This window comes from Streptomyces prunicolor (assembly GCF_045162825.1).
GTDB classification, from domain to species: domain Bacteria; phylum Actinomycetota; class Actinomycetes; order Streptomycetales; family Streptomycetaceae; genus Streptomyces; species Streptomyces prunicolor.
In genome coordinates this window covers 3,604,934-3,626,964 of sequence record NZ_CP108676.1, presented here as the reverse complement: position 1 = coordinate 3,626,964, position 22,031 = coordinate 3,604,934, and the positions used below count along the sequence as shown (strand labels likewise).

The following is a 22,031-nucleotide window of genomic DNA, read 5'->3' as shown; positions in this document are numbered from 1 at the left end:
CTCATGAGTCCTCAGATCGTCGTCGGGGCCATCGCCCTGGTCGTTGTCGCCTGGCTCGCCGCCTGCGCGGAGGCGGGCCTCGCGCGCGTCTCCAGCTTCCGCGCCGAGGAGGCCGTACGGTCCGGTCGGCGCGGCAGCGCCAAGCTCGCGCAGGTCGCCGCCGACCCGACCCGCTATCTCAATGTGGCCCTGCTGGTCAGGGTGGCCTGCGAGATGGCCGCCGCCGCGCTCGTCACCTACGAGTGTCTGCACGTGATCCACGGCACCGCGCCCGCGCTGCTCGCCGCGATCGGCGTCATGGTTCTCGTGTCGTACGTCGCGGTCGGGGTCTCCCCGCGCACGATCGGGCGCCAGCACCCGCTGAACACGGCCACGGCGGCGGCGTACGTGCTGCTGCCGCTCGCGCGGATCATGGGGCCGATCCCGTATCTGCTGATCCTCATCGGCAACGCGCTCACCCCGGGCAAGGGGTTCCGGCGCGGTCCGTTCGCGTCCGAGGCCGAGCTGCGGGCGCTGGTGGACCTCGCCGAGAAGGAGTCGCTGATCGAGGACGAGGAGCGCCGGATGGTGCACTCGGTCTTCGAACTCGGCGACACCCTGGTCCGGGAAGTGATGGTGCCGAGGACCGACCTCGTCGTCATCGAGCGGTACAAGACGATCCGGCAGGCCCTCACCCTCGCGCTCCGCTCCGGCTTCTCGCGGATCCCGGTGACCGGGGAGAGCGAGGACGACATCGTCGGGATCGTGTACCTGAAGGACCTGGTCCGTAAGACGCACATCAGCCGTGACGCCGAGTCGGAGCTGGTCTCCACGGCCATGCGGCCGGCGAGCTTCGTGCCGGACACCAAGAACGCCGGTGATCTGCTGCGCGAGATGCAGCAGGAGCGCAATCACGTGGCCGTCGTCATCGACGAGTACGGCGGCACGGCCGGCATCGTCACCATCGAGGACATCCTGGAGGAGATCGTCGGCGAGATCACCGACGAGTACGACCGGGAACTGCCTCCGGTGGAGGAGCTGGGCGACGACCGCTACCGGGTCACCGCGCGCCTGGACATCGGCGACCTGGGGGAGTTGTACGGCTTCGAGGCGTACGACGACGAGGACGTGGAGACGGTCGGGGGGCTGCTCGCGAAGGCGCTGGGCCGGGTTCCGATCGCCGGTGCCTCGTCGGTCGTGGAGCTGCCGGACGGGCGTGAGCTGCGGCTCACGGCGGAGGCCTCGGCCGGGCGCAGGAACAAGATCGTGACGGTGTTGGTCGAACCGGTGGAGCCGGTCGAGAAGGAGACGAAGCCGGAGTGAGCCCCGAGCAACTGCGCGCGTTCTGCCTGTCGTTCAACGCGACGGTGGAGGATTTCCCGTTCAACCCCGAGACGTCCGTCTTCAAGGTGCTCGGCAAGCTGTTCGCGCTGACCCGGCTGGACGGCAGCCCGCTCACGGTCAATCTCAAGTGTGACCCGGAGGACGCGATCCGACTCCGGGAGGAGTACGAGGGGTTGATCATCCCCGGGTACCACATGAACAAGCGGCACTGGAACACGGTGACGGTGGACGGGGAACTCCCGGACCGGCTGGTCCGGGAGCTGGTGGAGGACTCGTACGACCTCGTCGTCGCCGGGCTACCGCGCGCCGAGCGGCTCCGCCTCGACCGTCCCTGACCCGGCCCGCCGGGACCGCAGTCCTACGGCCACCAGCACCGCCGCCCCGAGCGCGATCGCCGCGTCGATGCCGACGACTGTGTGGACCCCCGACATGAGATCGCCCGAAGTGGTGGCGAGGACGCCCAGCAGCGGGATGCCGATGGTGATGCCGACCTGCTGGGTGGAGGTCACCAGGCCGGTGGCCAGGCCCTGTTCCTCGTCGGGGACGCCCGAGGTGACCGTCAGGCCGTAGGAGATGATCGCGCCCAGGTGGCACATGCTCGCCAGGGAGACGGCGGCCGTGGCCACCCAGACCGACCAGGTGTGGGTGGTGAGGGTGAGGAGGGTGGCCGTGAAAGCGGCCTGGCCGGTGAGGGAGGCGATCAGGGTGCGGCGGGCGCCGATGCGGCCGATGACCTTCGGGGCGTAGACGCCGGCGACCGCCGAGAGGATGCCCTGGACGCCGAAGACCAGGCCCGTCTCGAAGGACGACAGGTGCAGGATCTCCTGGAGGTACAGGGTCAGGACGAAGACCACCGTCGACATCATCGAGAAGGTGACCAGTCCGCCCAGGTTGCCCCACGCCACCGTGCGGCGGCGCAGCATCGGGAGGGAGACCAGGGGGTGCGTCGTGCGGGACTCGACGTACGCGAAGGTGGTCAGGAGCAGGACGCCCGCGAGGAGTGTCGTGATCACGTCCGGGCGGGCGAAGCCGTGGTCCGCCGCCGTCGACAGGGCGTAGATCAGGGCCAGTAGGCCGCCCGTGACCGTGAACGCGCCGGGGACGTCCAGACGGGGACGGTCCGGGATGGGGGCACCTCCCATGCCCTTGAGGCCATGGGGGAGGGACTCGGGGAGCAGGGCCGGGGCCAGGGGCAGGACCAGTACCGCGAACAGGGTGAGCAGGGCCATCGTCGAGCGCCAGCCGAACGCGTCGGTCAGGACGCCGCCGGCCACCATGCCGACCGTGAAGCCGAGCGAGAGCAGGGTGCCGGAGATGCCGAGCGCACGGTCGCGGGCCGGGCCCTCGGGGAACGTGGTGGTGAGGAGGCTCATGCCGGTCGGCACGATGGTCGCCGCTCCGAGGCCTTGCAGCGCCCTGCCGGTCAGGAACGATGCCGGGTCCCAGGCGAAGGTCGCGAGGAGTGAGGCCGCGCCGAACAGGGCCAGGCCGGTGAGGAACAGTCGGCGGCGGCCGTAGAGGTCGCCGATGCGGCCGAAGAGGAGCAGGAAGCCGCCGGACGGCAGCGCGAACGCGGTGACCGCCCACTGGAGTCCGGACTGGCTCATGCCGAGGTCGGCGCCGAGAGTGGGCAGGGCCACGTTGAGGACGGAGAAGTCCAGGGCGACCATGAACTGGGCCGCGCAGAGGACGAAAAGGACGAGTTTGTCACGGGTCGAGAGCTTGGGGGTGCCAAGTGGTGGGTGGATGCCGGTAGTTGTCGTGTCGGTCGCCATGGGGAGAGCTTCCGGCCGTCGGAATAGCCGTGGGGAGCCGGAAGTTGTGCTGGTGGTGGCACCACCAGGCAGCGGCACCACTGGTCGGCACTAGGGGGATGTGTACGTGGCTGAGGATGCCCTGAAGAGTCGTCGGCTGAGCGAACTGCGCGAGTTCCTGATGAGCCGCCGGGCCCGGGTCTCCCCGGCCGAGGCGGGGCTGCCGGACGGTGGGGCGCGGCGCCGTACACCCGGGCTACGGCGGGAAGAGGTCGCCGTGCTCGCGGGTGTGGGCGCGTCCTGGTACCAGTGGCTGGAGCAGGGGCGGGACATCTCCGTGTCGCCGCAGGTCCTCGACTCGGTCGCCCGGGTGCTGCGGCTGAGCAATGCCGAGCGGCGGCATCTGTACGTCCTGGCCGGGCTGAATCCGCCCGCGGCCGAACCCGCCGCCGATCACGGGTGTGAGGGTATGCGGCGGCTCATCGACGCGTGGATGCCGTTTCCGGCGCACATCATGGACCGGTACTACAACTGCGTGATGTACAACGACGCGGCCGGCTGGGTGCTCGGCATGCGACCCGAGAACACGCAGAACTGTCTCGTCGACTTCTTCACCGATCCGCTCTACCGGGCGCGTTCGCAGAGTTGGGAGCGGAACGCGCGGACCGTCGTCGCGCAGTTCCGGGCGATGTGCGCGGACCGGCCCGATGACGAGGGCTTGCAGGCGGTGCTGGCCGAACTTGCCTCCGTGAGCCCGGAGTTCAGTGCGTTGTGGGCGCGGCGGGACATCCTGGACGCGGGGGTGGTCCGTAAGGAGTTGGACCATCCGCTGGTCGGGTTGCTGTGTGTCGAGTCGACGGCGTTGAAGGTGCCGGCGCGGCCCGATCTCACGATCGTGCTGCACACGCCGTTGGACGAGGCGAACACGGTGGGGAAGCTGGAGTGGCTGGCCTCGCCGGAGGGGCGGCGGGGCGCGATGTATCCCGTGGCGGGGTGAGGCGGGGTGAGGTGAGGGTCCTTGTCGGTCCTCGTCCCGGTCCTTCGTATGCTCTGGTCATGACCGAGAGCAGCGCGCTTGATCCCGAGGACCGCAAGATCGTCACCCTGGCCCGTTCCGCGCGGGCCCGTAATGGTGTGCCTGAGGGCGCGGCCGTGCGGGATGAGACGGGGCGGACTTATGTCGCCGGGACGGTTGCCCTTCCCTCGCTGAAGCTGAGCGCGTTGCAGACGGCTGTGGCGATGGCGGTGGCGTCGGGGGCGAAGTCGTTGGAGGCGGCGGCGGTGGTGACGGAGGCGGAGTCTGTGGCTGCGGAGGATCTTGCGGCTGTACGGGATCTGGGTGGGCCGGAGACGCCTGTGCTGGTGGCTGCGCCGGACGGGGTTGTCCGGCTCACGGTGACCGCCGGTTAAGGCACTTCCGACCGACTGACAGGAACCGTGTCCGGAAGTAACCCGTCCAGATTTCGCCCTTGCTCTCCCCCCGTCTCCCGCGCATCAATGGAACCGTAAGTTCCGACGGACCGTCAGATTCTCGCTCGCGTGGCGCACCGCACCGCGTTCGTGAGTGGCTCTGCGGTGTTTCTCCCGTCCATCCCCACATGGCATTCCCAGACACGGGAAGGGAACCAGACCCATGAAAGGCAAGCTGAGAAGCAAGCGAATCGGAACGGGTGCGGCACTGGTGACGGGGGTCCTCGCGGCCGCCTCGCTGGCGTTCGCGCCCAGTGCGCTCGCCGTCACTCCCCAGACGGCGACGATCACCGCGAGCTGCGGCATCTTCGGCGGCGGCGCAGCCACCATCACGGCCACGCAGGACGGGACGGCGGCCACGGTCACCGTCAACTCGTCCATCACCGCTCCGCTGGCCCTGGCCCAGAACTCCATCGCCTCCACCTTCACGTTCGTGAACGCGAGCGGTGGTACGACCGTCTTCAGCGGGACGGTGAACCCGGCCATGGCGACCGGTGACGCCGTCACTGTTGGTCCGCTCAGTGGCACCGTCGCCTCCGGTGACAGCCTGGAGGCGTACGGCGGGTCGCTTCAGATGACGATCTTCGGGATCGCCGTCACATGCACGGCCACCGGACCGCAGTCGCCGGGTCCGTTCGTGTTCGACTGAGAAGTCGCCTGAGGAGTCGGCTGGGAAGTCGGCTGAGGAGGCGCCTGAGAATTCCCCCCACGGGCTCAACTGGGCCGTCGGTTCCCGCTGTTGTGGGAACTGACGGCCCATCAGTTTGTTTCACCGTGTCCATTGACTTCTCATGCGATCCCCACATCAATGCCCCCTGTGGACGCAGACGAGCCGCTGCGCCCATCGTCCTCAGGAGGGGGCACAGCCATGGCTACGACATTCCGAAGACGCCGTTGGGCGTCGTTGCTCGGGGTGACCGCACTCGCGGTCGCCACGGGAGGTGCGCTGGCCTGTCCGGCCGGTGCGTCCACGAACGTGGACTTCGCAACGCACTGCATCCCGCCGGCGATCGCGGGCATCCCGCCCATCGACGGCACCACGACCGCCGCGATCACGGTGGACAACACCGCGCCGAAGGTCGGCGACACCGTCACCGTGACGTACACGGTGGTCAAGCCGGCCGCCAGCAACCCCACCGCCATCGCCCTGCCCGCCGACATCATGACGCCCACCGGGAAGGTCACCCTCGGCGGTGCCCAGACCGGCAGCTTCACGGTGGCCGGGCCCAAGAAGAACGACCCGGTGCCGGGCAACGGCGCCTTCCCGTCGTTCTCCATGACCGGCACCTTCACGGTCACCACCCCGGGCGCGATCACCCTCTCGCCCGGTGACTACAACATCCACACCAGCTACATCCTGGAGCTGGACACCCCCTGCACGGTGACGAACCCGCCGGCGCCGGTCTCCGAGACCGTCACCGCGACCGCCACCGTTCCGGTCAACACCCGTGCGATCAGCCTGGGTTCGGCCTCCGGGAACGCCGGTGACAGCGTCACCGTGACCGGCAGCAACTTCACCCCGGGTGCCACCGTGACCCTGGCCGGACGGTCCGGCACCGCCCAGACCGCGGACACGGCGACCGTCACGGCCAGCAGCAGCGGCACCATCAGCGGTTCTCTCGTCGTCAACGACAAGACGACCACCGGGGTCGTCGCTTACGAGGGCAGTGCGTGGACCGATGGCCTGGGTGCCGGACCGGCCGCCTACGTCGTCAACGACACCACGCCCGTTCCGCCGGGGAGTCAGAAGCTGACGACCACCGTCAAGGCGGGCACGCTGTCGATGGCCCAGGCCGGGGACGCCGTGGGCCTCTCCGCCGTCGACTTCGGCAAGGGCGGTGCCTCCACGGGCGCCCTGAACACGGTGACGGTCCAGGACTTCCGCGGCGGACCCGCGGGCTGGTCCCTGACCGGCAAGGTCACCGACTTCACCGGTCCCGGCGCCAAGATCGATGCCGGGGCGCTGAGTTGGACACCCGCCTGCGCCACCAAGGCGGGCAGCCCGAGCACGTGTGTCGCCGGTTCGGCGGGCGCGGTGGGCAGTTCGGGAGCGACGCTCGCGTCCACGCCCGACGGCACGCTCACCGGCGGCCAGTTCACCGTCGACGCCGGACTCTCCCTGAACGTACCGGCGTTCACGCCTCCGGGCTCGTACTCCGGTGTGCTCACGCTGACGCTCACCTGACCGTCCCACTCATTTCCGGTGGCCGGGCGCTCGCACCCGCCCGACCGCCACACACCTCGTCCGTGGGGGTCCGCACCCATGCGCAAGCTGTACGTCCTCCTCCTGAGCCTCTGCCTCGGCCTCTGTTTCGGCTGTTTTGGAGTGCTCGCCGCGCCCTCCGCCCACGCGGCCGACAACGGCAGTTGGTCCGTGTACCCGGCCGCCTCGCAAGTCGCCGCGCGGCCGTACTTCTATCTCTCGGCCGACCCCGGCCAGACCATCCAGGACAAGGTCGTCGTCGCCAACAAGACGGCCAAGCCGCTGACTTTCCGGCTGTACGCGGCCGATGCCTACAACACCGCGCGTGATGGCGGGTTCGCCGTGCGGACCGTGACGGAGACGATGCGCGGGGTGGGCGCGTGGGCGAAGCCCGCGAAGTCCCGGGTAACTGTCCCTGCCCACAAGACACTTACCGTGCCGTTCACGCTCCACGTGCCCGAAGGGGCCGAACCGGGCGACCACCCGGGCGCGTTGGTCGCCCTCGACGAACACGTCGACAAGGGCGACGGTTCACTCGCCCTCGGTGTGCAGCGGGCCGTCGGTGCCCGCGTATACCTGCGGGTGAGCGGCCCTACGCTGCCCGCACTCGCCGTCGAGCACGTCCACGTGTCCCATCACCAACCGCTGGTACCGGGGTTGGGGGACAGCGACGCCACGATCTCCTACACGTTGCACAACACCGGGAACGTCACCCTCGATCCGAAGGTGACGCTGAAGGCGCAGGGGCTGTTCGGTCGTACGCTGCTGTCGCGCGGACTGACCCGTATCCCCGCCGAGTTGCTGCCGGGGCAGAGTGTGAAACTGAGCGAGCCGTGGAAGGGGTCGCCCCAACTCGACTGGGGGGACATCACGTTGACCGCGAGCGCGCCGGGGACGAAGCAGTCGGCGAGCGCGTCGTTCTTCGCGCTGCCGTGGCTCGCGGCGGCGCTGCTGCTCGCGGTCGGGTTCGTCGGGGGAGTGCTGGCGGTCAGAGCGCGTCGGGGCCGCGTTCGCCCGTCCGAACCCGTACGACCGTCTCGATTGGCATCGACCACACCTTCCCGTCCCCGATCTTCCCCGTCTGCGCGGCCTTGACGATCGCGTCGATCACGGCGTCCGAGTCCGCGTCGTCGACGACGACCTCGATCCGCACCTTGGGGACCAGGTCGACGCGGTACTCGGCGCCGCGGTACACCTCGGTGTGGCCGCGCTGCCGGCCGTAGCCGCTGGCCTCGGTGACGGTCAGGCCGTGCACGCCGAGCTCCTGGAGCGCCGTCTTGACCTCGTCGAGGCGGTACGGCTTGACGATCGCGGTGATGAGCTTCATGCCTGGGACTTGACCTTCTGAAGGGAGGGGAGGGACGAGCCGACCGGGGCTCCGTGGCCCAGGACGCCGTGATCGTATGCGGTCTCGGCGTGCACCGTAAGGTCCAGACCCGTCTGCTCCTCCTCCTCACTCGCGCGCAGCCCCATCAGCCGGTCGAGCAGCTTGCCGATCCCGTACGTCACGAGGAACGCGTACGCCCCTACGGCGGCCACGGCCACCAGCTGCCTGCCGAGCTGGGCGAGCCCGCCGCCGTAGAGGAGGCCGTCCGTCTTTCCGGTCAGTTCGGTGGTGGCGAAGACGCCGATCAGGAGGGTGCCGATGATGCCGCCGACCAGGTGGACGCCGACGACGTCGAGCGAGTCGTCGTAGTTCAGCTTGAACTTCCAGCCGACCGCGTACGAGCAGACGGCACCGGCGGCGAGGCCGATGACCAGCGCGCCGAGCAGGGAGACCGAGCCGCAGGACGGGGTGATCGCGACCAGGCCCGCGACCGCGCCCGAGGCCGCGCCCAGGGTCGTCGGGTGGCCGTCGCGCTTCTGCTCCACGAAGAGCCAGCCGAGGAGGCCGGTGCAGCCGGCGGTGAGGGTGTTGAGGAAGGCCGCGGCGGCGAGGCCGTTCGCGCCGAGCGCGGAGCCCGCGTTGAAGCCGAACCAGCCGAACCAGAGCAGGCCCGCGCCCAGCATCACCATGGGGAGGTTGTGCGGGCGCATGGCGTCTTTCTTGAAGCCGAGACGGGGGCCGACCACCAGGCACAGGGCCAGGCCCGAGGCGCCGGACGTGATCTCGACCGGGAGGCCGCCCGCGAAGTCGAGGGCGCCGAGGTGCGCTGCGATCCAGCCGCCGGGACCCCAGACCCAGTGCGCGACGGGAACGTATACGAGGAGCGCCCAGACCGGTACGAAGACCAGCCACGCCCCGAATCGCACCCGGTCCGCGACCGCGCCGCTGATCAGGGCGGCCGTGATGATCGCGAAGGTGAGCTGGAAGGTGGCGAAGAGGAGGGTGGGGACGGTGCCGTGGACGGCGTTCGGGCCGAGGCCCGCCATGCCGGCGTGCTTCAGGCCGCCGATGAGTCCGCCGCCGATGTCGTCGCCGAAGGCGAGGGAGTATCCGGCGGTCAGCCAGACCACCGTGACCAGGGCGATCGACACGAAACTCATCATCAGCATGTTGAGGACGCTCTTCGTGCGGACCATGCCGCCGTAGAAGAGGGCCAGGCCCGGAGTCATCAGCAGGACGAGGGCGGTGGCGGCGAGCAGCCAGGCGGTGTCGCCGGTGTCGACGCGGGTGACGGCGAGGGGCACGGTCGTCTCCAACGGTGTGGGGGCTCGTCAGAGGGTCACCGGTGCTGGTTTCCGGTTGTGCACGGGGGTGTTTCCGTGGTGTTTCGTTGCGGTGGGGTTACCGAAAGCTCACCGTGGTGGGCGGGGGTGGACTGTTGTGCGGCGGGAGCTTGTGGATCAGGGACAATGGGCGCCATGAGCGTTCGTACCCCGTCATCCAAGCCGTCTGCGTCGTCGGAGCCTTCCCACCGCGCCGGCTTCGCCTGCTTCGTGGGCCGCCCCAACGCGGGCAAGTCCACCCTTACGAATGCTCTGGTCGGCCAGAAGGTGGCGATCACCGCCAACCAGCCGCAGACCACGCGGCACACGGTGCGGGGCATCGTCCACCGGCCGGACGCGCAGTTGATCCTGGTGGACACGCCTGGGCTGCACAAGCCGCGCACGTTGCTCGGGCAGCGGCTGAACGACATCGTCCGTACGACGTGGGCCGAGGTCGACGTCATCGGTTTCTGCCTGCCGGCGAACGAGAAGCTGGGCCCGGGTGACCGTTTCATCGCGAAGGAACTGGCGTCCATCAAGAAGACGCCGAAGATCGCGATCGTCACGAAGACCGACCTGGTGGACTCGAAGACGCTTGCCGAGCAGTTGATCGCCATCGATCAGCTCGGTAAGGAGCTCGGGTTCGAGTGGGCGGAGATCGTGCCGGTGTCGGCGGTCGCGGGACAGCAGGTGGAGCTGCTTGCCGATCTGCTCATTCCGCTGCTGCCGGAGGGGCCGGCCCTGTACCCCGAGGGCGATCTCACCGACGAGCCCGAGCAGGTCATGATCGCGGAGTTGATCCGGGAGGCCGCGCTGGAGGGGGTTCGGGATGAACTGCCGCACTCCATCGCCGTTGTGGTCGAGGAGATGCTGCCTCGCGAGGACCGGCCTGCGGACAAGCCGCTGCTCGACATCCATGCGTTCGTGTACATCGAGCGGCCCAGTCAGAAGGGCATCATCATCGGGCCGAAGGGTGCGCGGCTGAAGCAGGTCGGGATCAAGTCGCGTAAGCAGATCGAGGCGTTGCTCGGTACGCCGGTGTTCCTGGACCTGCATGTGAAGGTGGCGAAGGACTGGCAGCGGGATCCTCGGCAGTTGCGGAAGTTGGGGTTCTAGAGGGGGAGTTGGGGGTTCTGAGGGCTTTTCTCGCCCCCGCCGCCCCTACCCGTCCCATCCTCAAGGGGCTCTGCCCCTGCGACCCCGCCGGGGCTCCGCCCCGAACCCCGTTCCGGGGGCCAGCCCCCGAGCCCCCGCTCCTCAAACGCCGGAGGGGCTGGGTTTGACCTCACCTTCTCGAGCGCGGCAGGGGCTGGGATTGGCCTCACCTTCTCGAGCGCGGGAGAGGCTGGGATTTCGCCGGGGCGGGGCTTGATCTTTCAGCGCGTTGATCGCTTCAGCACGACCAGCCCTTCAGCGCAGGCCGGCAAAATCCAGCCCGTCCGGCGTTTGAGGACGAGGCCCCTTCAGGGCCGATGGGGGTCTGGGGGCGCAGCCCCCAGGGGGGTCGGGGTCATGTCCTGGAGGCCTATCACCCGCAGCAACTGCAGCCGTTCGTACGACTCCGTGCCAGGTCGGGCCGTGTGGATGATCAGCAGGTGGTGCGCGTCCTGGTTCAGGAGGATCTCGCAGTCCAGCTCCAGGAGACCGACCAGGGGGTGGCGGAAGCGCTTCGTGGACTGACGCCGTACCGCCACCTCGTGTTCCTCCCACAGCCGCGCGAACTCCTCGCTGGACGACCGGAGTTCGGCCACCAGCGCGGCCGGCTCGGGGTCGTCGGGGCGGGCCGCGGCAACCGCCCGTAGGTTCGCGACGTGGGAGCGCGCGTGGTCCGGGATGTCCTCCGGGGGAAACATCTCCCGTGCCGTCGGGTTCAGGAAGAAACGGCGGAGCAGGTTGCGGTCCTGGGGTGGGCGGGCGAACACGTCACCCGTCAGAGCCCTCGACATCGCGTTCTGGGCGATCATCTCGCCGCAGTCGCTCGACACGTGCGCCGGGGTGTCGTGCAGGCGGTCCAGGACCAGGAGGAGGCCCGGCCGCAGGTGCCCGGAGGTGCCCCGCCGCGGTGGCTCCTCGCCCGTCAGGTGGAACAGGTGGTCGCGTTCGTCGTCCGTGAGCCGTAGCGCCCGCGCCAGCGCCGTCAGCATCTGGCGGGACGGGTGCGGGCCGCGGGCCTGTTCCAGGCGTGTGTAGTAGTCCACGGACATGCCGGTCAGCTGGGCCACCTCCTCGCGGCGCAGGCCTGGCGTACGGCGGCGGGCGCCGGCCGTGAGCCCCACGTCGGCGGGGTCCAGGCGGGCCCGGCCGCGGCGCAGGAAGTCGGCGAGTTCGGCTCGGTTCACGCTTCCAGGGTGCGGCAGTCCGCCCGGCTTATCCAGGGACTGCTGATCCCCTGATCGGAAGGTCTCTCCCGGTACCGGCCCGCCCGCCCAAAGCTGGTCGGGACGAGAAGAGACGGGACGAGAGGAGCACATGATGCTGACACTGGTGACAGGCTCGACGGGACAGGTCGGACGCCGCTTCGTACCGAGGCTGCTGGCGCAGGCCCGGCCGGGGGAGCGGGTGCGTGTGCTGGTGCGGGACGAGGTCCGCGGCGAGCGATTCGCGGAGCTGGGTGCGGAGGTCGTCCTCGGCGATCTGCGCGACACGGACGCCCTCGGCAAGGCGGTCTCCGGCGTCGACGCGGTCGTGAACGTCGCCGCGTCCTTCCGCGGCGTACCGGACGAGGAGGCCTGGGCCGTCAATCACGTGGCGGCGGTGGCCCTGGGACAGGCGGCACTCGCCTCCGGCGTACGGCGCTTCGTCCAGGTCAGCACGGGGCTCGTGTACGGCACCGGGCGGGGGCGCCCCATGACCGAGGAGGACGAGAGCCGCCCCGGCGGCGAGATGTGGGGTGCCTACCCCGACGCGAAGGCGACGGCGGAACGGGAACTCCTCGGGCTCGACGACATGGACGTACGCGTCGCCCGACTCCCCTTCGTCTACGGCGAAGGCGACCCCCACCTCGCCAACTCCCTCCGCTGGGCGGCGCATTGGGCCTCGAACCAACGCCTCCACATGGGCCACCACGCGGACGTCGCCCAGGGCCTCCTCCGCATCCTGCACGCCCCGGGAATCGCCGGCCGGATCTACAACATCGCCGACGACGCCCCGGTCACCGCGGTCGAACTCCACCTGCTCAACGGCGTCGAGATCCCCGCCGAACTCCACGAACGCACCGACCCCGACCCGTGGTTGGGCATCATGTCCACCGAACGGATCCGCCGCGAGCTGGGCTACCGCCCGCTGTTCCCGACGGCGTGGTCGGCACGGGACGCGGGCGTGCTCTGACCCTGCCCCTGCCCCAGCCCCACACCTGTTCAGTCCACCCCCCGAATCCGCCGAACCAGCAACGCCCCCACCATCCCGATCACCGCGGACACCAGATACAGCACCCGGTACCCGCCCAGATACGTCACGATCGGCGCGGCGAGGGCGGGCGCCGCGACCTGCGGCAACGCGTTCGCCACGTTGATCACGCCGAGGTCCTTGCCGCGGTCCAGGGCCTTCGGGAGTACGTCGGTCATCAGGGCGAAGTCCACCGACGTGAAGACGCCGAAGCCGATGCCCAGGACCGCCGCCGCGACGACCGCGCCCGGCCAGGTCTGCCAGCCCGCGAGGACCGCCGTCGCCACCGCCATCAGCACGCCGGACCAGATCACGAACGGCTTGCGGCGGCCGACGCGGTCCGACCACACCCCGCCCACCACCACTGTGGCCAGCAGCGTCAGGCCGTTCACCGCCGTGAGGATCAGGACGCCCTGGTCGGGGTCGTGGTAGTGCAGGCGATCGCGCAGGTAGTAGAGGAGGTACAGCAACACCAGCGCGTTGCTCAGGTTGATCAGGAAGCGGGTCAGCCATGCCCAGCCCAGGTCCGGGTAGCGGCGCGGGCTCAGCCAGAAGCCCCGCACGAAGCCCGGCCAGGACCACACCGGCCGTGCCATGGGCGGGAGTTGGAGGTCCTTGTAGCGGAGCACGTACGGCAGTACGCCCACCGCCGTGAACACCGCGCACGCCACATAGCCCGCCCCGATGCCCCCGGCCGCCGTCGCCAGACCCGTGCCGCCGACCACGCCCAGGATCTGCGCGGCGCCCAACCAGCCGCCCACAGAACCCCGTTGGAGCCGCGGCACCCGATCCGGGACCGCCGCCGTGACCGCCGCGAAGGCCGCGTTCAGGGTGAGTTGGACCAGGCACCAGCCGGCCGCCATCGTCCACACCCCGCCCGCACCCGCGAGCAGCAGCAACGACAGCGCCCCGCCCGCGGCCCCGCCCACGATCCACGGCGTACGGCGCCCCCACCGCGCCGTCGTACGGTCGGACAGCGCGCCGAAGAGCGGATTGGCGACCAGCGACACCAGCGCGCCCGCGCCCGTCACCCACGCCAGCATCGACTCCTTGGACATACCGGTGCCGGGCGCGAAGTCCTTCGCCTGCGAGGCCAGCAGGATCTGCAGCGGGCCGTACCAGCCCACCCAGATCGCCCCGTTGGCGAGCGAGAGCGCGGACGTCCAGCCCCGGCCCACGCGTTCGACGGGTTCGGCCAGGGCGAGAGCCGAAGCGGCCGTGGCGGGAGCCGGGTTGCCGTCGTCCACTGAACTCCCCGTCGTCGTCATCTCTGCGCCCGCAGCATGCCCTGGAACCAGCCGTACGACGCCTTCGGAGTGCGTGCCTGTGTCTCGTAGTCCACGTGTACGAGGCCGAAGCGGCGCTCGTAGCCCTCCGCCCACTCGAAGTTGTCCAGCAGCGACCACACGAAGTACCCGCGGACGTCCACGCCCGCCTCCAACGCGCCGTGCAGCGCCCGGACATGGCCGTCGAGGTAGGTGATCCGGTCCTGGTCGCCGATGCCGTCGTAGGAGCAGCCGTTCTCGGTGATGACGACGGGTGGGAGTCGGTCGCCGTAGCGGTCGCGGAAGGTGGTGAGGAGTTCCGTGAGGCCCTCGGGGACCACCGGCCAGCCGAAGTCCGTCACCGGGACGTTCTCGATCTCCCTTACCGAGAAGGGGAGTTCGGCGGGGAGGGTCAGGCCGCCGAACTCGATCTCCGCGCCCTGGGGTGCCCCGACCCTGCTCGGCGCGTAGTAGTTGATGCCGTACCAGTCGATCGGCTCGGAGATCACCTTCAGGTCGGACTCGACGTCGCCCGGCATCAACTCGCCCAGCCCGGACGGGTATTCACCGAGCAGGAGCGGGTCGGCGAACAGGCGGTTCAGGAGGAGGTCGTAGAAGTTCGCCGCCTCTATGTCCTCCGGCTCCTGCGAGGCCGGCCAGGTCGGGCCGTGCGAGTTGGCGATCCCGATGTCGGTCGCACCGGCCGCGCGCAACGCCCGTACCGCCAGGCCGTGGGCCAGGAGTTGGTGGTGGGCGACCGGCAGCGCGTCGAAGAGGAGTGTCTTGCCCGGTGCGTGGGCGCCCAGCGCGTGGCCCAACAGGGTATGTTCCGCGGGCTCGTTGAGGGTGATCCACTTCTTCACCCGGTCGCCCAGACGGTCGGCGACCAGTGACACGTACTCGGCGAAGTGGGACGCCGTGTCCCTCTGCAGCCAGTCCTGCGTGACCGGGAGATCCCAGTGGAACAGGGTCGGGACCGGACGTACGCCCGCCTCGCCCAGTTCGTCGACGAGACGGTCGTAGAAGTCGAGGCCGCCGGGGGAGTTCACCCGCGGCCAGGAGATCGAGAAGCGGTACGCGTCCACGCCCAGGTCGGCCAGGAGGGCCACGTCCTCGCGGTGGCGGTGGTAGTGGTCGCAGGCCACCGCCGCCGTCGAGCCGTCCTTGATCCGGCCCGGCTCGGCCTCGAACCGGTCCCATACGGACGGTTCGCGCTCGTCCGCCGCGCCCTCGATCTGGTGGGCCGAAGTCGAGACGCCCCAGAGGAAATCGGCCGGGAACCGAGGTATCGGATTGCCTGCATCAGTCGCCATGCGCCGGATCATGGGTACCGGCGGTAACGGGTGTCAACGGGCGGGCGTGAACAAGCAGTTACGCCCGCCCGAGAACATCCGCTCACGCGCCTTCCTTCAACACCCTTGAGATCAGCTCCCGTTGATCGTCGGTGAGCCGTGGGTCGGCCGTGTGCACCGTTTTTCCGTCCACCGTGATCTCGTAGTGGAAGCCGTCCGGGACCCCCGTCGAGGGAGCGCTGTGGCCGGCGGCGACCGCCCGTTCGGCCAGCGCGTGCCACTCATGGGCGTCGGGCCGCGTCGAGGTGTCGACCTCGCCGCGGCGCTGGATACCGCCGAAACCGCCCGTGCGCCGTACTTGAATACGCATGGTCCCTGTCTAGTACGGATCGGGTGCGGTGACGAGGCGGGACCGGGACGGGGAACCCCTAGGTGGTGGGCACTCCGACCTGCTCCCACGCCTTCTCCACGGCCTGCAGCTCCTCGCCGCCGTCCCCGAACCGGGTCTTCGCGGCGGCCACGGTGAGCGTCGCGAAGTCCGTGAACAGGGCGTCCTTCTTCAGCTCGCCGCCGGTCAGGACGTCGTACCAGATCTGGCCCGCCTTCTCCCAGGCGTGGCCGCCGAGGGCGTCGGCGACCAGGTAGAAGGCGTGGTTGGGGATGCCGGAGTTGATGTGCACGCCGCCGTTGTCGCTGCCGGTCTTGACGAAGTCGTCCATCGTCGCGGGCTGCGGGTCCTTGCCGAGGGCGTCGTCGTCGTAGGCCGTGCCCGGGGCCTTCATCGAGCGCAGGGCTACGCCGGAGACGCGCGGGGCGAGCAGGCCCGCGCCGATCAGCCAGTCGGCGTCGGCGGCGGTCTGGCCGAGCGTGTACTGCTTGATGAGCGAGCCGAAGACGTCGGAGATGGACTCGTTCAGGGCGCCGGACTGGCCGAAGTAGGTCAGGTTCGCGGTGTACTGCGTGACGCCGTGGGTGAGTTCGTGGCCGATGACGTCGACCGGGATGGTGAAGTCGAGGAACAGCTCGCCGTCGCCGTCGCCGAACACCATCTGCTCGCCGTTCCAGAACGCGTTGTCGTACTTCACGTCGTAGTGGACGGACGCGTTGAGCGGCAGGCCCTCGCCGTCGATGGAGTGCCGGTTGAAGGCGTTCAGGTACAGCTCGAAGGTGGCGCCGAGACCGGCGAAGGCGCGGTTGACGGTGGCGTCCTTGCCGGGGTCGGAGCCCTCGGCGCGCACCTTCTTCCCCGGCAGGTCCTGCTTGTGCTTCGCGTCGTAGATCGTGCGCTGCGGCTTGTCGGACACGACCGGCGCGGCGAGGGTCGGGGCGCCGATGACTGTGGTCAGCCGGCGGTGGGTGCGCTCGTAGGCGTCGCGCTCCAGGGTCTCGCGGGCGGGACCGGCGAGCGCGGGGTCCTCGTGCTGGGCGAGCTTGTCGAGGACATGCGGTGGCACGATGGTGCAGAAGACGGGCTCGAAGCCCCCGTGAGTCGTCATGCCCGGCACCTTGGCACCGAGTGATGTGGATGTCACTACCGGCAACTATGATCGGTGAAAAACGCGGACATTCATCACAGTCTCGTAGCGCAGAGTGGTACACGACGGCGAATGTCCCGCATAGTGATACGGCCCCGCGCGCTGCGCATGACTCGGTTACTCTGCTGGACATCATGCGTATCGGGCTGCTTCTCCTTAGCTGCCGCGGCGAGGGCCTGTAGTCGTAGGCCGACCCCCTCCCCGCGGAGTCTGGCGTTGCGCCGTCGGCCGTCCTTCAGGACACCACGAGGAGCCCCCGCATCATGGCAAGCAGCCGCGTCAATCGCCAGCAGCCCAGTTCCATGCCGATCCACAAGTACGGCCAGTACGAGCAGGTCGACATCCCCGACCGCACCTGGCCCTCGCAGCGGATCACCGTAGCCCCCCGCTGGCTCTCCACGGATCTGCGTGACGGCAACCAGGCCCTGATCGACCCCATGTCACCGGCGCGCAAGCGCGCGATGTTCGACCTGCTGGTCAAGATGGGCTACAAGGAGATCGAGGTCGGCTTCCCGGCCTCCGGCCAGACCGACTTCGACTTCGTGCGCTCGATCATCGAGGAAGAGGGCGCGATCCCGGACGACGTCACGATCTCCGTGCTGACGCAGGCCCGCGAGGACCTGATCGAGCGGACCGTGGAGTCCCTGAAGGGCGCCAGGCGCGCGACCCTGCACCTCTACAACGCGACCGCCCCCGTCTTCCGCCGCGTGGTCTTCCGCGGCTCCAAGGACGACATCAAGCAGATCGCCGTCGACGGCACCCGCCTGGTGATGGAGTACGCCGAGAAGCTGCTGGGCCCCGAGACCGAGTTCGGCTACCAGTACAGCCCCGAGATCTTCACGGACACCGAGCTGGACTTCGCGCTGGAGGTCTGCGAGGCGGTAATGGACGTCTGGCAGCCCGGCCCGGACCGCGAGATCATCCTCAACCTGCCTGCCACCGTTGAGCGTTCGACCCCCTCGACCCACGCCGACCGCTTCGAGTGGATGGGCCGTCACCTGTCCCGCCGCGAGCACGTGGTGCTGTCGATCCACCCGCACAACGACCGCGGTACGGCCGTCGCCGCCGCCGAACTGGCGCTGATGGCCGGCGCCGACCGCGTCGAGGGCTGCCTGTTCGGCCAGGGCGAGCGCACCGGCAACGTCGACCTGGTCACCCTGGGCATGAACCTCTTCTCCCAGGGCGTCGACCCGCAGATCGACTTCTCGAACATCGACGAGATCCGTCGTACGTGGGAGTACTGCAACCAGATGGAGGTCCACCCGCGCCACCCGTACGTGGGCGACCTGGTCTACACGTCCTTCTCCGGCTCCCACCAGGACGCCATCAAGAAGGGCTTCGACGCCATGGAGGCCGACGCCGCCGCGAAGGGCGTCACGGTCGACGACATCGAGTGGGCGGTCCCGTACCTGCCGATCGACCCGAAGGACGTGGGCCGGTCCTACGAGGCCGTCATCCGGGTCAACTCGCAGTCGGGCAAGGGCGGAATCGCGTACGTCCTGAAGAACGACCACAAGCTGGACCTGCCGCGCCGGATGCAGATCGAGTTCTCCAAGCTGATTCAGGCCAAGACGGACGCCGAGGGCGGCGAGGTCACCCCGAAGCAGATCTGGGCGACCTTCGAGGACGAGTACCTGCCGAACCCGGACAACGCCTGGGGCCGTATCCAGGTGAAGAACGGCCAGTCGACCACCGACACCGACGGCGTGGACACGCTCAAGGTGGAGGCCACCGTCGACGGCGTCGACACCGTCCTGACGGGCACCGGCAACGGCCCGATCTCCGCGTTCTTCGACGCCCTGGGCTCCGTCGGCATCGACGTACGGCTCCTGGACTACCAGGAGCACACGATGAGCGAGGGAGCCTCCTCGCAGGCCGCCTCGTACATCGAGTGCGCGATCGACGACAAGATCCTGTGGGGAATCGGCATTGACGCGAATACGACACGTGCGTCCCTGAAGGCGGTCGTCTCGGCCGTCAACCGCGCTACCCGCTGAACCATCCTGACCGGCGGTTTACTCGTCGCAGAAGGGCCCCGTACGCCGGTCTCCGGCGGGCGGGGCCCCGTCGTTTCCCGGCCATTCCGTGTGCAGGTCACGGAGAGGTCTCGTCCTGGGTACTGACTCCGGCTCGACAATGTGGCTAACATCACGCCAGCGTGGCGATGTTGCCGCGGCGTTACGGAGGTGCGACGTGCTGCCTGAACGGGGACGAGACGGCCGAGTGGTCCATGAGGGCCGCGCGGCGCGCGTGCTGGGCATCCGTACCGCGTGGACCAGCGTCGGAGACGGCGAGTTCTTCTGCCCCGGATGCGGGGGCGACCGCAACTACCAGCGGCTCACCGGGCGCCGCCGCTTCACCCTGCTCGGCATGCCGGTGCTGCCGCGCGGAGACACCGGTCCCGTCGTCGAGTGCGCCGCCTGCCAGGGCCACTACGGCACCGACGTCCTCGACCACCCCACCACGAGCCGCTTCTCCGCGATGCTCCGCGACGCCGTGCACACGGTCGCCCTCGCGGTCCTCGCCGCGGGCGGCAGCTGCGCCCGTACGTCCCTGGAGGCCGCCGCGGGCACCGTGCGGGCCGCCGGCTTCCAGGACTGCACGGAGGAACAGCTGGGCGCCCTCGTCGAGGCCCTGGCCGCCGACACCGGCCGCATCTTCGGCGAACCGAGCGGTGCGGGCCTCGCCATAGAGCTGCACGAGGCCCTGGACCCGCTCGCTCCCCATCTCGCCCCGGCAGGACGCGAATCGATCCTGTTGCAGGGTGCCCGCATCGCCCTCGCCGACGGCCCCTACACACCGGCGGAACGCGACGCGCTCGCGACGGTGGGAGCCGCCCTCACCATCTGTGCGGACGACGTGACACGGCTGCTGGCGGCGGCGGCGCGGACACCCTCATAGCCCGGGCCACTACTCCCCAGGGAGTAATACGGCCGCACGGACACCCCTGGCAGTAGTCCCGAACTCGCCCTCCCGCGCGACGAATTGCCCCGCCCGCGCCGGAAGTCTGGAGAGCGCAACCAGACATCCGCGCCGGAGGGGGGCCCGTTCATGGGGGCCGAACAGAGGAACAGCACACGCCGACGAGCCATCCCCTGGGTGATGCTCGTGCTCTGGATCGGGGTGCTCGCGCTGGCCTCGCCGTTCGCGTCGAAACTCGGTGACGTGACGCACGACCGGGTGACCGACTATCTGCCCGCGAGCGCCGACTCCACCCAAGTGGCCAAGATCCAGCAGGAGTTGCCGGGCGGCCAGACCACCGAGCTGGTCCTCGTCTACCACCGCGACACCGGACTCACGCCGGCCGACAAGGCCACGGCGGCCCAACAGCTCGCTCAGATCGGCACGTTGCACCCGCCGGCCGCGACCCCGCGAGGCGTCCCCTCCGCCGACGGCACCACCCTCATGTACCCGGTCACCAGCAACTGGCCCGGCACCGACGAGAAGAAGCGCACCGCCCTCGTCGACGACATCCGCCAAGTCGCCCACGACACAGGCGGGTTGACGGTCGACGTCGGCGGCCCCGGCGCCCTGGCCACCGACTCCGGCAAGGTCTTCGACTCGCTCGGCGGCCCCCTGCTCTACACGACCGTCGCCGTCGTCGCCGTCCTCCTGATCATCATCTACCGCAGCCCGGTCCTCTGGCTGGTCCCGCTCGCGGTCGCCGGAGTCGGCGACTTCCTCTCCATGGGCATCTCCTACGGCCTCAACCACGCCTTCGGGACGACGATTTCGGGCCAGAGCACAGGCGTGATGACGATCCTCGTCTTCGGCGCGGGCACCGACTACGCCCTCCTGCTCATCTCCCGCTACCGCGAGGAACTACGCCGCGTCGAGCGCCCCTACGACGCGATGCGCGCCGCCCTGCGCGGCTGCGGCCCCGCCGTCCTCGCCTCCTCCGGCACGGTCGCCGCGGGCCTGCTCTGCCTGCTCGCCGCCGACCTCAACTCCAGCCGCGGAATGGGCCCGTTGGGCACGGTCGGCGTCCTGTCCGCACTCGCCGCGATGCTCACCCTCCTCCCCGCACTCCTCGTCCTCCTGGGCCGCCGCGTCTTCTGGCCACTCGTCCCGGCCTACGGCTCCACACCCAAGGCCCGCCGGTCCCTGTTCACGGCGATGGGCAGCTCCGCCGGACGCCGCCCGCTGCTCGTCCTCGTGGCCGGCGCCGCCGTACTGGGCGCACTCGCCCTGGGCACGTTGAACCTCCCCGGCTCCCTCAAGCAGGACGACTCCTTCGTCGACCGCCCCGACTCCGTCACCGCGATGCGCACCCTCGCCGCCGCCTACCCCGAACGCTCCGCGCAGCCCATCGACGTCATCACCCCGGCGGGCCGAACCGACGCGACCCTCGCGACGATCCGGGCGACCTCGGGTGTCGCCGAAGCCCGCCAGGGCCGTAGCGGAAACGGCTGGACGGAGATCTCCGTGACCGCCGTGGGCGCCCCGCAGTCGGCGGCCGAGACGCGCACCATCACCGACCTCCGGCACACGCTCAAGGGGTCCTACGTCGGCGGGCCGAGCGCTCAGCAGTTGGACCTCCGGGACACCAATGCGCGGGACCGGATGGTCGTCGTGCCGATCGTGCTCGTGTCCGTGCTGCTGATCCTGATCGTGCTGCTGCGGTCGCTGGTCGCGCCGTTGATGCTGGTGGCCGCGGTGATCGCGGTGTGGGGCGCGGCACTTGGCATCGGGGGGCTGGTGTTCGGGCCGCTGTTCGGCTTCGCCGGGACGGACCCGGGACTGGGCCTGCTGTCCTTCGTCTTCCTGGTGGCTCTCGGGGTCGACTACGGCATCTTCCTCATGCACCGGATGCGGGAGGAGGCGATCCGGGGCGCCGAACCGGTCGCCGCCGCGCTGACCGCCCTGTGGACCACGGGCGGGGTCATCGCCTCCGCCGGGCTGGTCCTCGCGGCGACCTTCGCCGTGCTGACGAACATGGGGCTCGTACAACTCGTCGAGCTGGGCTTCGTGATCGCGGTGGGCGTGCTGCTGGACACCTTCCTTGTGCGGACGTACCTGGTGACCAGCGCGAGTGTGCTGCTGCGGCGGAAGGTGTGGTGGCCGGGGCGGCTGTCGAGGAAGCCCGAGGCTCTACGTCCCGAGCGGCAGCCGGAGCCGGTGTGAGGGCGGCGCACGGGGCTGGCGGAGGATGACCC

At 69.8% G+C, this 22,031-nt stretch carries 20 protein-coding genes; 12 read left to right on the top strand and 8 right to left on the bottom strand.

All coding sequences use genetic code 11. The features are described 5' to 3' along the window. Positions 1-3: 3 nt before the first annotated feature. Positions 4-1,302 carry a hemolysin family protein gene (locus tag OG588_RS16255; protein ID WP_405947927.1) on the top strand — a complete coding sequence of 433 codons (1,299 nt, stop codon included), beginning with the start codon at positions 4-6 and terminating at the stop codon, positions 1,300-1,302. After that, a complete protein-coding gene (locus tag OG588_RS16250; RefSeq protein ID WP_405947926.1) occupies positions 1,299-1,658 on the top strand; it encodes an MmcQ/YjbR family DNA-binding protein in 360 nt (119 codons plus the stop codon). Before OG588_RS16255 ends, OG588_RS16250 begins: the two co-directional genes overlap by 4 nt. On the opposite strand, the gene OG588_RS16245 is transcribed toward OG588_RS16250, so the two are convergent. After that, positions 1,620-3,098, bottom strand: coding sequence for an MFS transporter (locus tag OG588_RS16245; protein WP_405947925.1), 1,479 nt, complete (start codon positions 3,096-3,098; stop codon positions 1,620-1,622). The two genes, OG588_RS16250 and OG588_RS16245, sit on opposite strands and share 39 nt — an antisense overlap. A 160-nt stretch (positions 3,099-3,258) precedes the next feature. Between OG588_RS16245 and OG588_RS16240 the strand changes: the two genes are divergently transcribed. The 5 genes from OG588_RS16240 to OG588_RS16220 all read left to right on the top strand — a co-directional run bounded on the left by OG588_RS16240 (position 3,259) and on the right by OG588_RS16220 (position 7,845). After that, positions 3,259-4,074: a helix-turn-helix transcriptional regulator gene (locus OG588_RS16240; RefSeq protein WP_405953135.1), complete on the top strand. Its 816-nt coding sequence runs from the start codon at positions 3,259-3,261 to the stop codon at positions 4,072-4,074. 59 nt (positions 4,075-4,133) lie between these two features. Continuing rightward, the gene (locus OG588_RS16235) at positions 4,134-4,487 is read left to right on the top strand and encodes a cytidine deaminase (protein WP_405947924.1); all 354 of its coding nucleotides are present in this window, start codon (positions 4,134-4,136) and stop codon (positions 4,485-4,487) included. A 223-nt stretch (positions 4,488-4,710) separates the two neighbouring features. After that, complete coding sequence (locus OG588_RS16230) at positions 4,711-5,196, top strand: hypothetical protein (RefSeq protein ID WP_405947923.1); 486 nt, start codon at positions 4,711-4,713, stop codon at positions 5,194-5,196. Positions 5,197-5,415: 219 nt separating this feature from the next. Next, positions 5,416-6,732 carry a beta-xylosidase gene (locus tag OG588_RS16225; RefSeq protein ID WP_405947922.1) on the top strand — a complete coding sequence of 439 codons (1,317 nt, stop codon included), beginning with the start codon at positions 5,416-5,418 and terminating at the stop codon, positions 6,730-6,732. A gap of 78 nt (positions 6,733-6,810) precedes the next feature. Next, positions 6,811-7,845: a WxL protein peptidoglycan domain-containing protein gene (locus OG588_RS16220; protein WP_405947921.1), complete on the top strand. Its 1,035-nt coding sequence runs from the start codon at positions 6,811-6,813 to the stop codon at positions 7,843-7,845. Here OG588_RS16220 and OG588_RS16215 read toward each other — a convergent pair. Together OG588_RS16215 and OG588_RS16210 are read right to left on the bottom strand one after the other, a co-directional pair. Further along, on the bottom strand, positions 7,739-8,077 hold the full coding sequence (locus tag OG588_RS16215; RefSeq protein ID WP_405947920.1) for a P-II family nitrogen regulator: 339 nt from the start codon (positions 8,075-8,077) through the stop codon (positions 7,739-7,741). The two genes, OG588_RS16220 and OG588_RS16215, sit on opposite strands and share 107 nt — an antisense overlap. Beyond that, positions 8,074-9,381 (bottom strand): ammonium transporter, encoded by a 1,308-nt coding sequence (locus OG588_RS16210; RefSeq protein ID WP_405947919.1) that lies wholly within the window; start codon positions 9,379-9,381, stop codon positions 8,074-8,076. The genes OG588_RS16215 and OG588_RS16210 overlap by 4 nt, the downstream gene beginning before the upstream one ends. A gap of 165 nt (positions 9,382-9,546) precedes the next feature. Between OG588_RS16210 and era the strand changes: the two genes are divergently transcribed. Then, positions 9,547-10,515 carry a GTPase Era gene (gene era, locus OG588_RS16205; RefSeq protein ID WP_405947918.1) on the top strand — a complete coding sequence of 323 codons (969 nt, stop codon included), beginning with the start codon at positions 9,547-9,549 and terminating at the stop codon, positions 10,513-10,515. A 347-nt stretch (positions 10,516-10,862) separates the two neighbouring features. Here era and OG588_RS16200 read toward each other — a convergent pair whose 3' ends face one another. Continuing rightward, positions 10,863-11,738, bottom strand: a complete 876-nt coding sequence (locus OG588_RS16200) for a helix-turn-helix transcriptional regulator (protein WP_405947917.1) — start codon at positions 11,736-11,738, stop codon at positions 10,863-10,865. Positions 11,739-11,871: 133 nt separating this feature from the next. On the opposite strand from OG588_RS16200, the gene OG588_RS16195 reads away from it, so the two are divergent. Beyond that, positions 11,872-12,726 (top strand): NAD-dependent epimerase/dehydratase family protein, encoded by an 855-nt coding sequence (locus OG588_RS16195; RefSeq protein WP_405953134.1) that lies wholly within the window; start codon positions 11,872-11,874, stop codon positions 12,724-12,726. A gap of 29 nt (positions 12,727-12,755) precedes the next feature. Here the strand turns inward: OG588_RS16195 and OG588_RS16190 are convergent, their stop codons facing one another. From OG588_RS16190 to OG588_RS16175, 4 genes are all read right to left on the bottom strand, one after another. Further along, positions 12,756-14,051 carry an MFS transporter gene (locus tag OG588_RS16190; RefSeq protein WP_405947916.1) on the bottom strand — a complete coding sequence of 432 codons (1,296 nt, stop codon included), beginning with the start codon at positions 14,049-14,051 and terminating at the stop codon, positions 12,756-12,758. Further along, the gene (locus OG588_RS16185; RefSeq protein WP_405947915.1) at positions 14,048-15,373 is read right to left on the bottom strand and encodes a GH1 family beta-glucosidase; all 1,326 of its coding nucleotides are present in this window, start codon (positions 15,371-15,373) and stop codon (positions 14,048-14,050) included. The genes OG588_RS16190 and OG588_RS16185 overlap by 4 nt, the downstream gene beginning before the upstream one ends. A gap of 70 nt (positions 15,374-15,443) precedes the next feature. Beyond that, positions 15,444-15,710, bottom strand: coding sequence for a protealysin inhibitor emfourin (locus tag OG588_RS16180; RefSeq protein ID WP_019064226.1), 267 nt, complete (start codon positions 15,708-15,710; stop codon positions 15,444-15,446). A 58-nt stretch (positions 15,711-15,768) separates the two neighbouring features. Then, positions 15,769-16,836, bottom strand: coding sequence for a M4 family metallopeptidase (locus OG588_RS16175; RefSeq protein WP_405947914.1), 1,068 nt, complete (start codon positions 16,834-16,836; stop codon positions 15,769-15,771). A 302-nt stretch (positions 16,837-17,138) separates the two neighbouring features. Here OG588_RS16175 and leuA point away from each other — a divergent pair, with 302 nt between their 5' ends. The 3 genes from leuA (at position 17,139) to OG588_RS16160 (ending at position 21,999) form a co-directional block, all read left to right on the top strand. Continuing rightward, positions 17,139-18,872 (top strand): 2-isopropylmalate synthase, encoded by a 1,734-nt coding sequence (gene leuA, locus OG588_RS16170; protein ID WP_405947913.1) that lies wholly within the window; start codon positions 17,139-17,141, stop codon positions 18,870-18,872. A 196-nt stretch (positions 18,873-19,068) separates the two neighbouring features. Then, positions 19,069-19,776 (top strand): TerB family tellurite resistance protein, encoded by a 708-nt coding sequence (locus OG588_RS16165; RefSeq protein ID WP_405947912.1) that lies wholly within the window; start codon positions 19,069-19,071, stop codon positions 19,774-19,776. Between the two features lie 150 nt (positions 19,777-19,926). Further along, entirely contained in the window at positions 19,927-21,999 is a 2,073-nt protein-coding gene (locus tag OG588_RS16160; RefSeq protein WP_405947911.1) for an MMPL family transporter, read from the top strand. The last annotated feature ends 32 nt before the right edge of the window (positions 22,000-22,031 follow it).

Excerpts from the sequence above, each read along its gene's own strand:
- OG588_RS16245 (WP_405947925.1), bottom strand. The coding sequence starts at position 3,098 with ATGGCGACCGACACGACAACTACCGGCATCCACCCACCACTTGGCACC.
- OG588_RS16225 (WP_405947922.1), top strand. The coding sequence starts at position 5,416 with ATGGCTACGACATTCCGAAGACGCCGTTGGGCGTCGTTGCTCGGGGTG.
- OG588_RS16220 (WP_405947921.1), top strand. The coding sequence starts at position 6,811 with ATGCGCAAGCTGTACGTCCTCCTCCTGAGCCTCTGCCTCGGCCTCTGT.
- OG588_RS16215 (WP_405947920.1), bottom strand. The coding sequence starts at position 8,077 with ATGAAGCTCATCACCGCGATCGTCAAGCCGTACCGCCTCGACGAGGTC.
- era (WP_405947918.1), top strand. The coding sequence starts at position 9,547 with ATGGGCGCCATGAGCGTTCGTACCCCGTCATCCAAGCCGTCTGCGTCG.
- OG588_RS16190 (WP_405947916.1), bottom strand. The coding sequence starts at position 14,051 with ATGACGACGACGGGGAGTTCAGTGGACGACGGCAACCCGGCTCCCGCC.
- OG588_RS16230 (WP_405947923.1), top strand. The coding sequence starts at position 4,711 with ATGAAAGGCAAGCTGAGAAGCAAGCGAATCGGAACGGGTGCGGCACTG.
- OG588_RS16180 (WP_019064226.1), bottom strand. The coding sequence starts at position 15,710 with ATGCGTATTCAAGTACGGCGCACGGGCGGTTTCGGCGGTATCCAGCGC.
- OG588_RS16240 (WP_405953135.1), top strand. The coding sequence starts at position 3,259 with ATGAGCCGCCGGGCCCGGGTCTCCCCGGCCGAGGCGGGGCTGCCGGAC.
- leuA (WP_405947913.1), top strand. The coding sequence starts at position 17,139 with ATGGCAAGCAGCCGCGTCAATCGCCAGCAGCCCAGTTCCATGCCGATC.
- OG588_RS16255 (WP_405947927.1), top strand. The coding sequence starts at position 4 with ATGAGTCCTCAGATCGTCGTCGGGGCCATCGCCCTGGTCGTTGTCGCC.
- OG588_RS16195 (WP_405953134.1), top strand. The coding sequence starts at position 11,872 with ATGCTGACACTGGTGACAGGCTCGACGGGACAGGTCGGACGCCGCTTC.
- OG588_RS16185 (WP_405947915.1), bottom strand. The coding sequence starts at position 15,373 with ATGATCCGGCGCATGGCGACTGATGCAGGCAATCCGATACCTCGGTTC.
- OG588_RS16160 (WP_405947911.1), top strand. The coding sequence starts at position 19,927 with ATGGGGGCCGAACAGAGGAACAGCACACGCCGACGAGCCATCCCCTGG.
- OG588_RS16235 (WP_405947924.1), top strand. The coding sequence starts at position 4,134 with ATGACCGAGAGCAGCGCGCTTGATCCCGAGGACCGCAAGATCGTCACC.
- OG588_RS16175 (WP_405947914.1), bottom strand. The coding sequence starts at position 16,836 with ATGACGACTCACGGGGGCTTCGAGCCCGTCTTCTGCACCATCGTGCCA.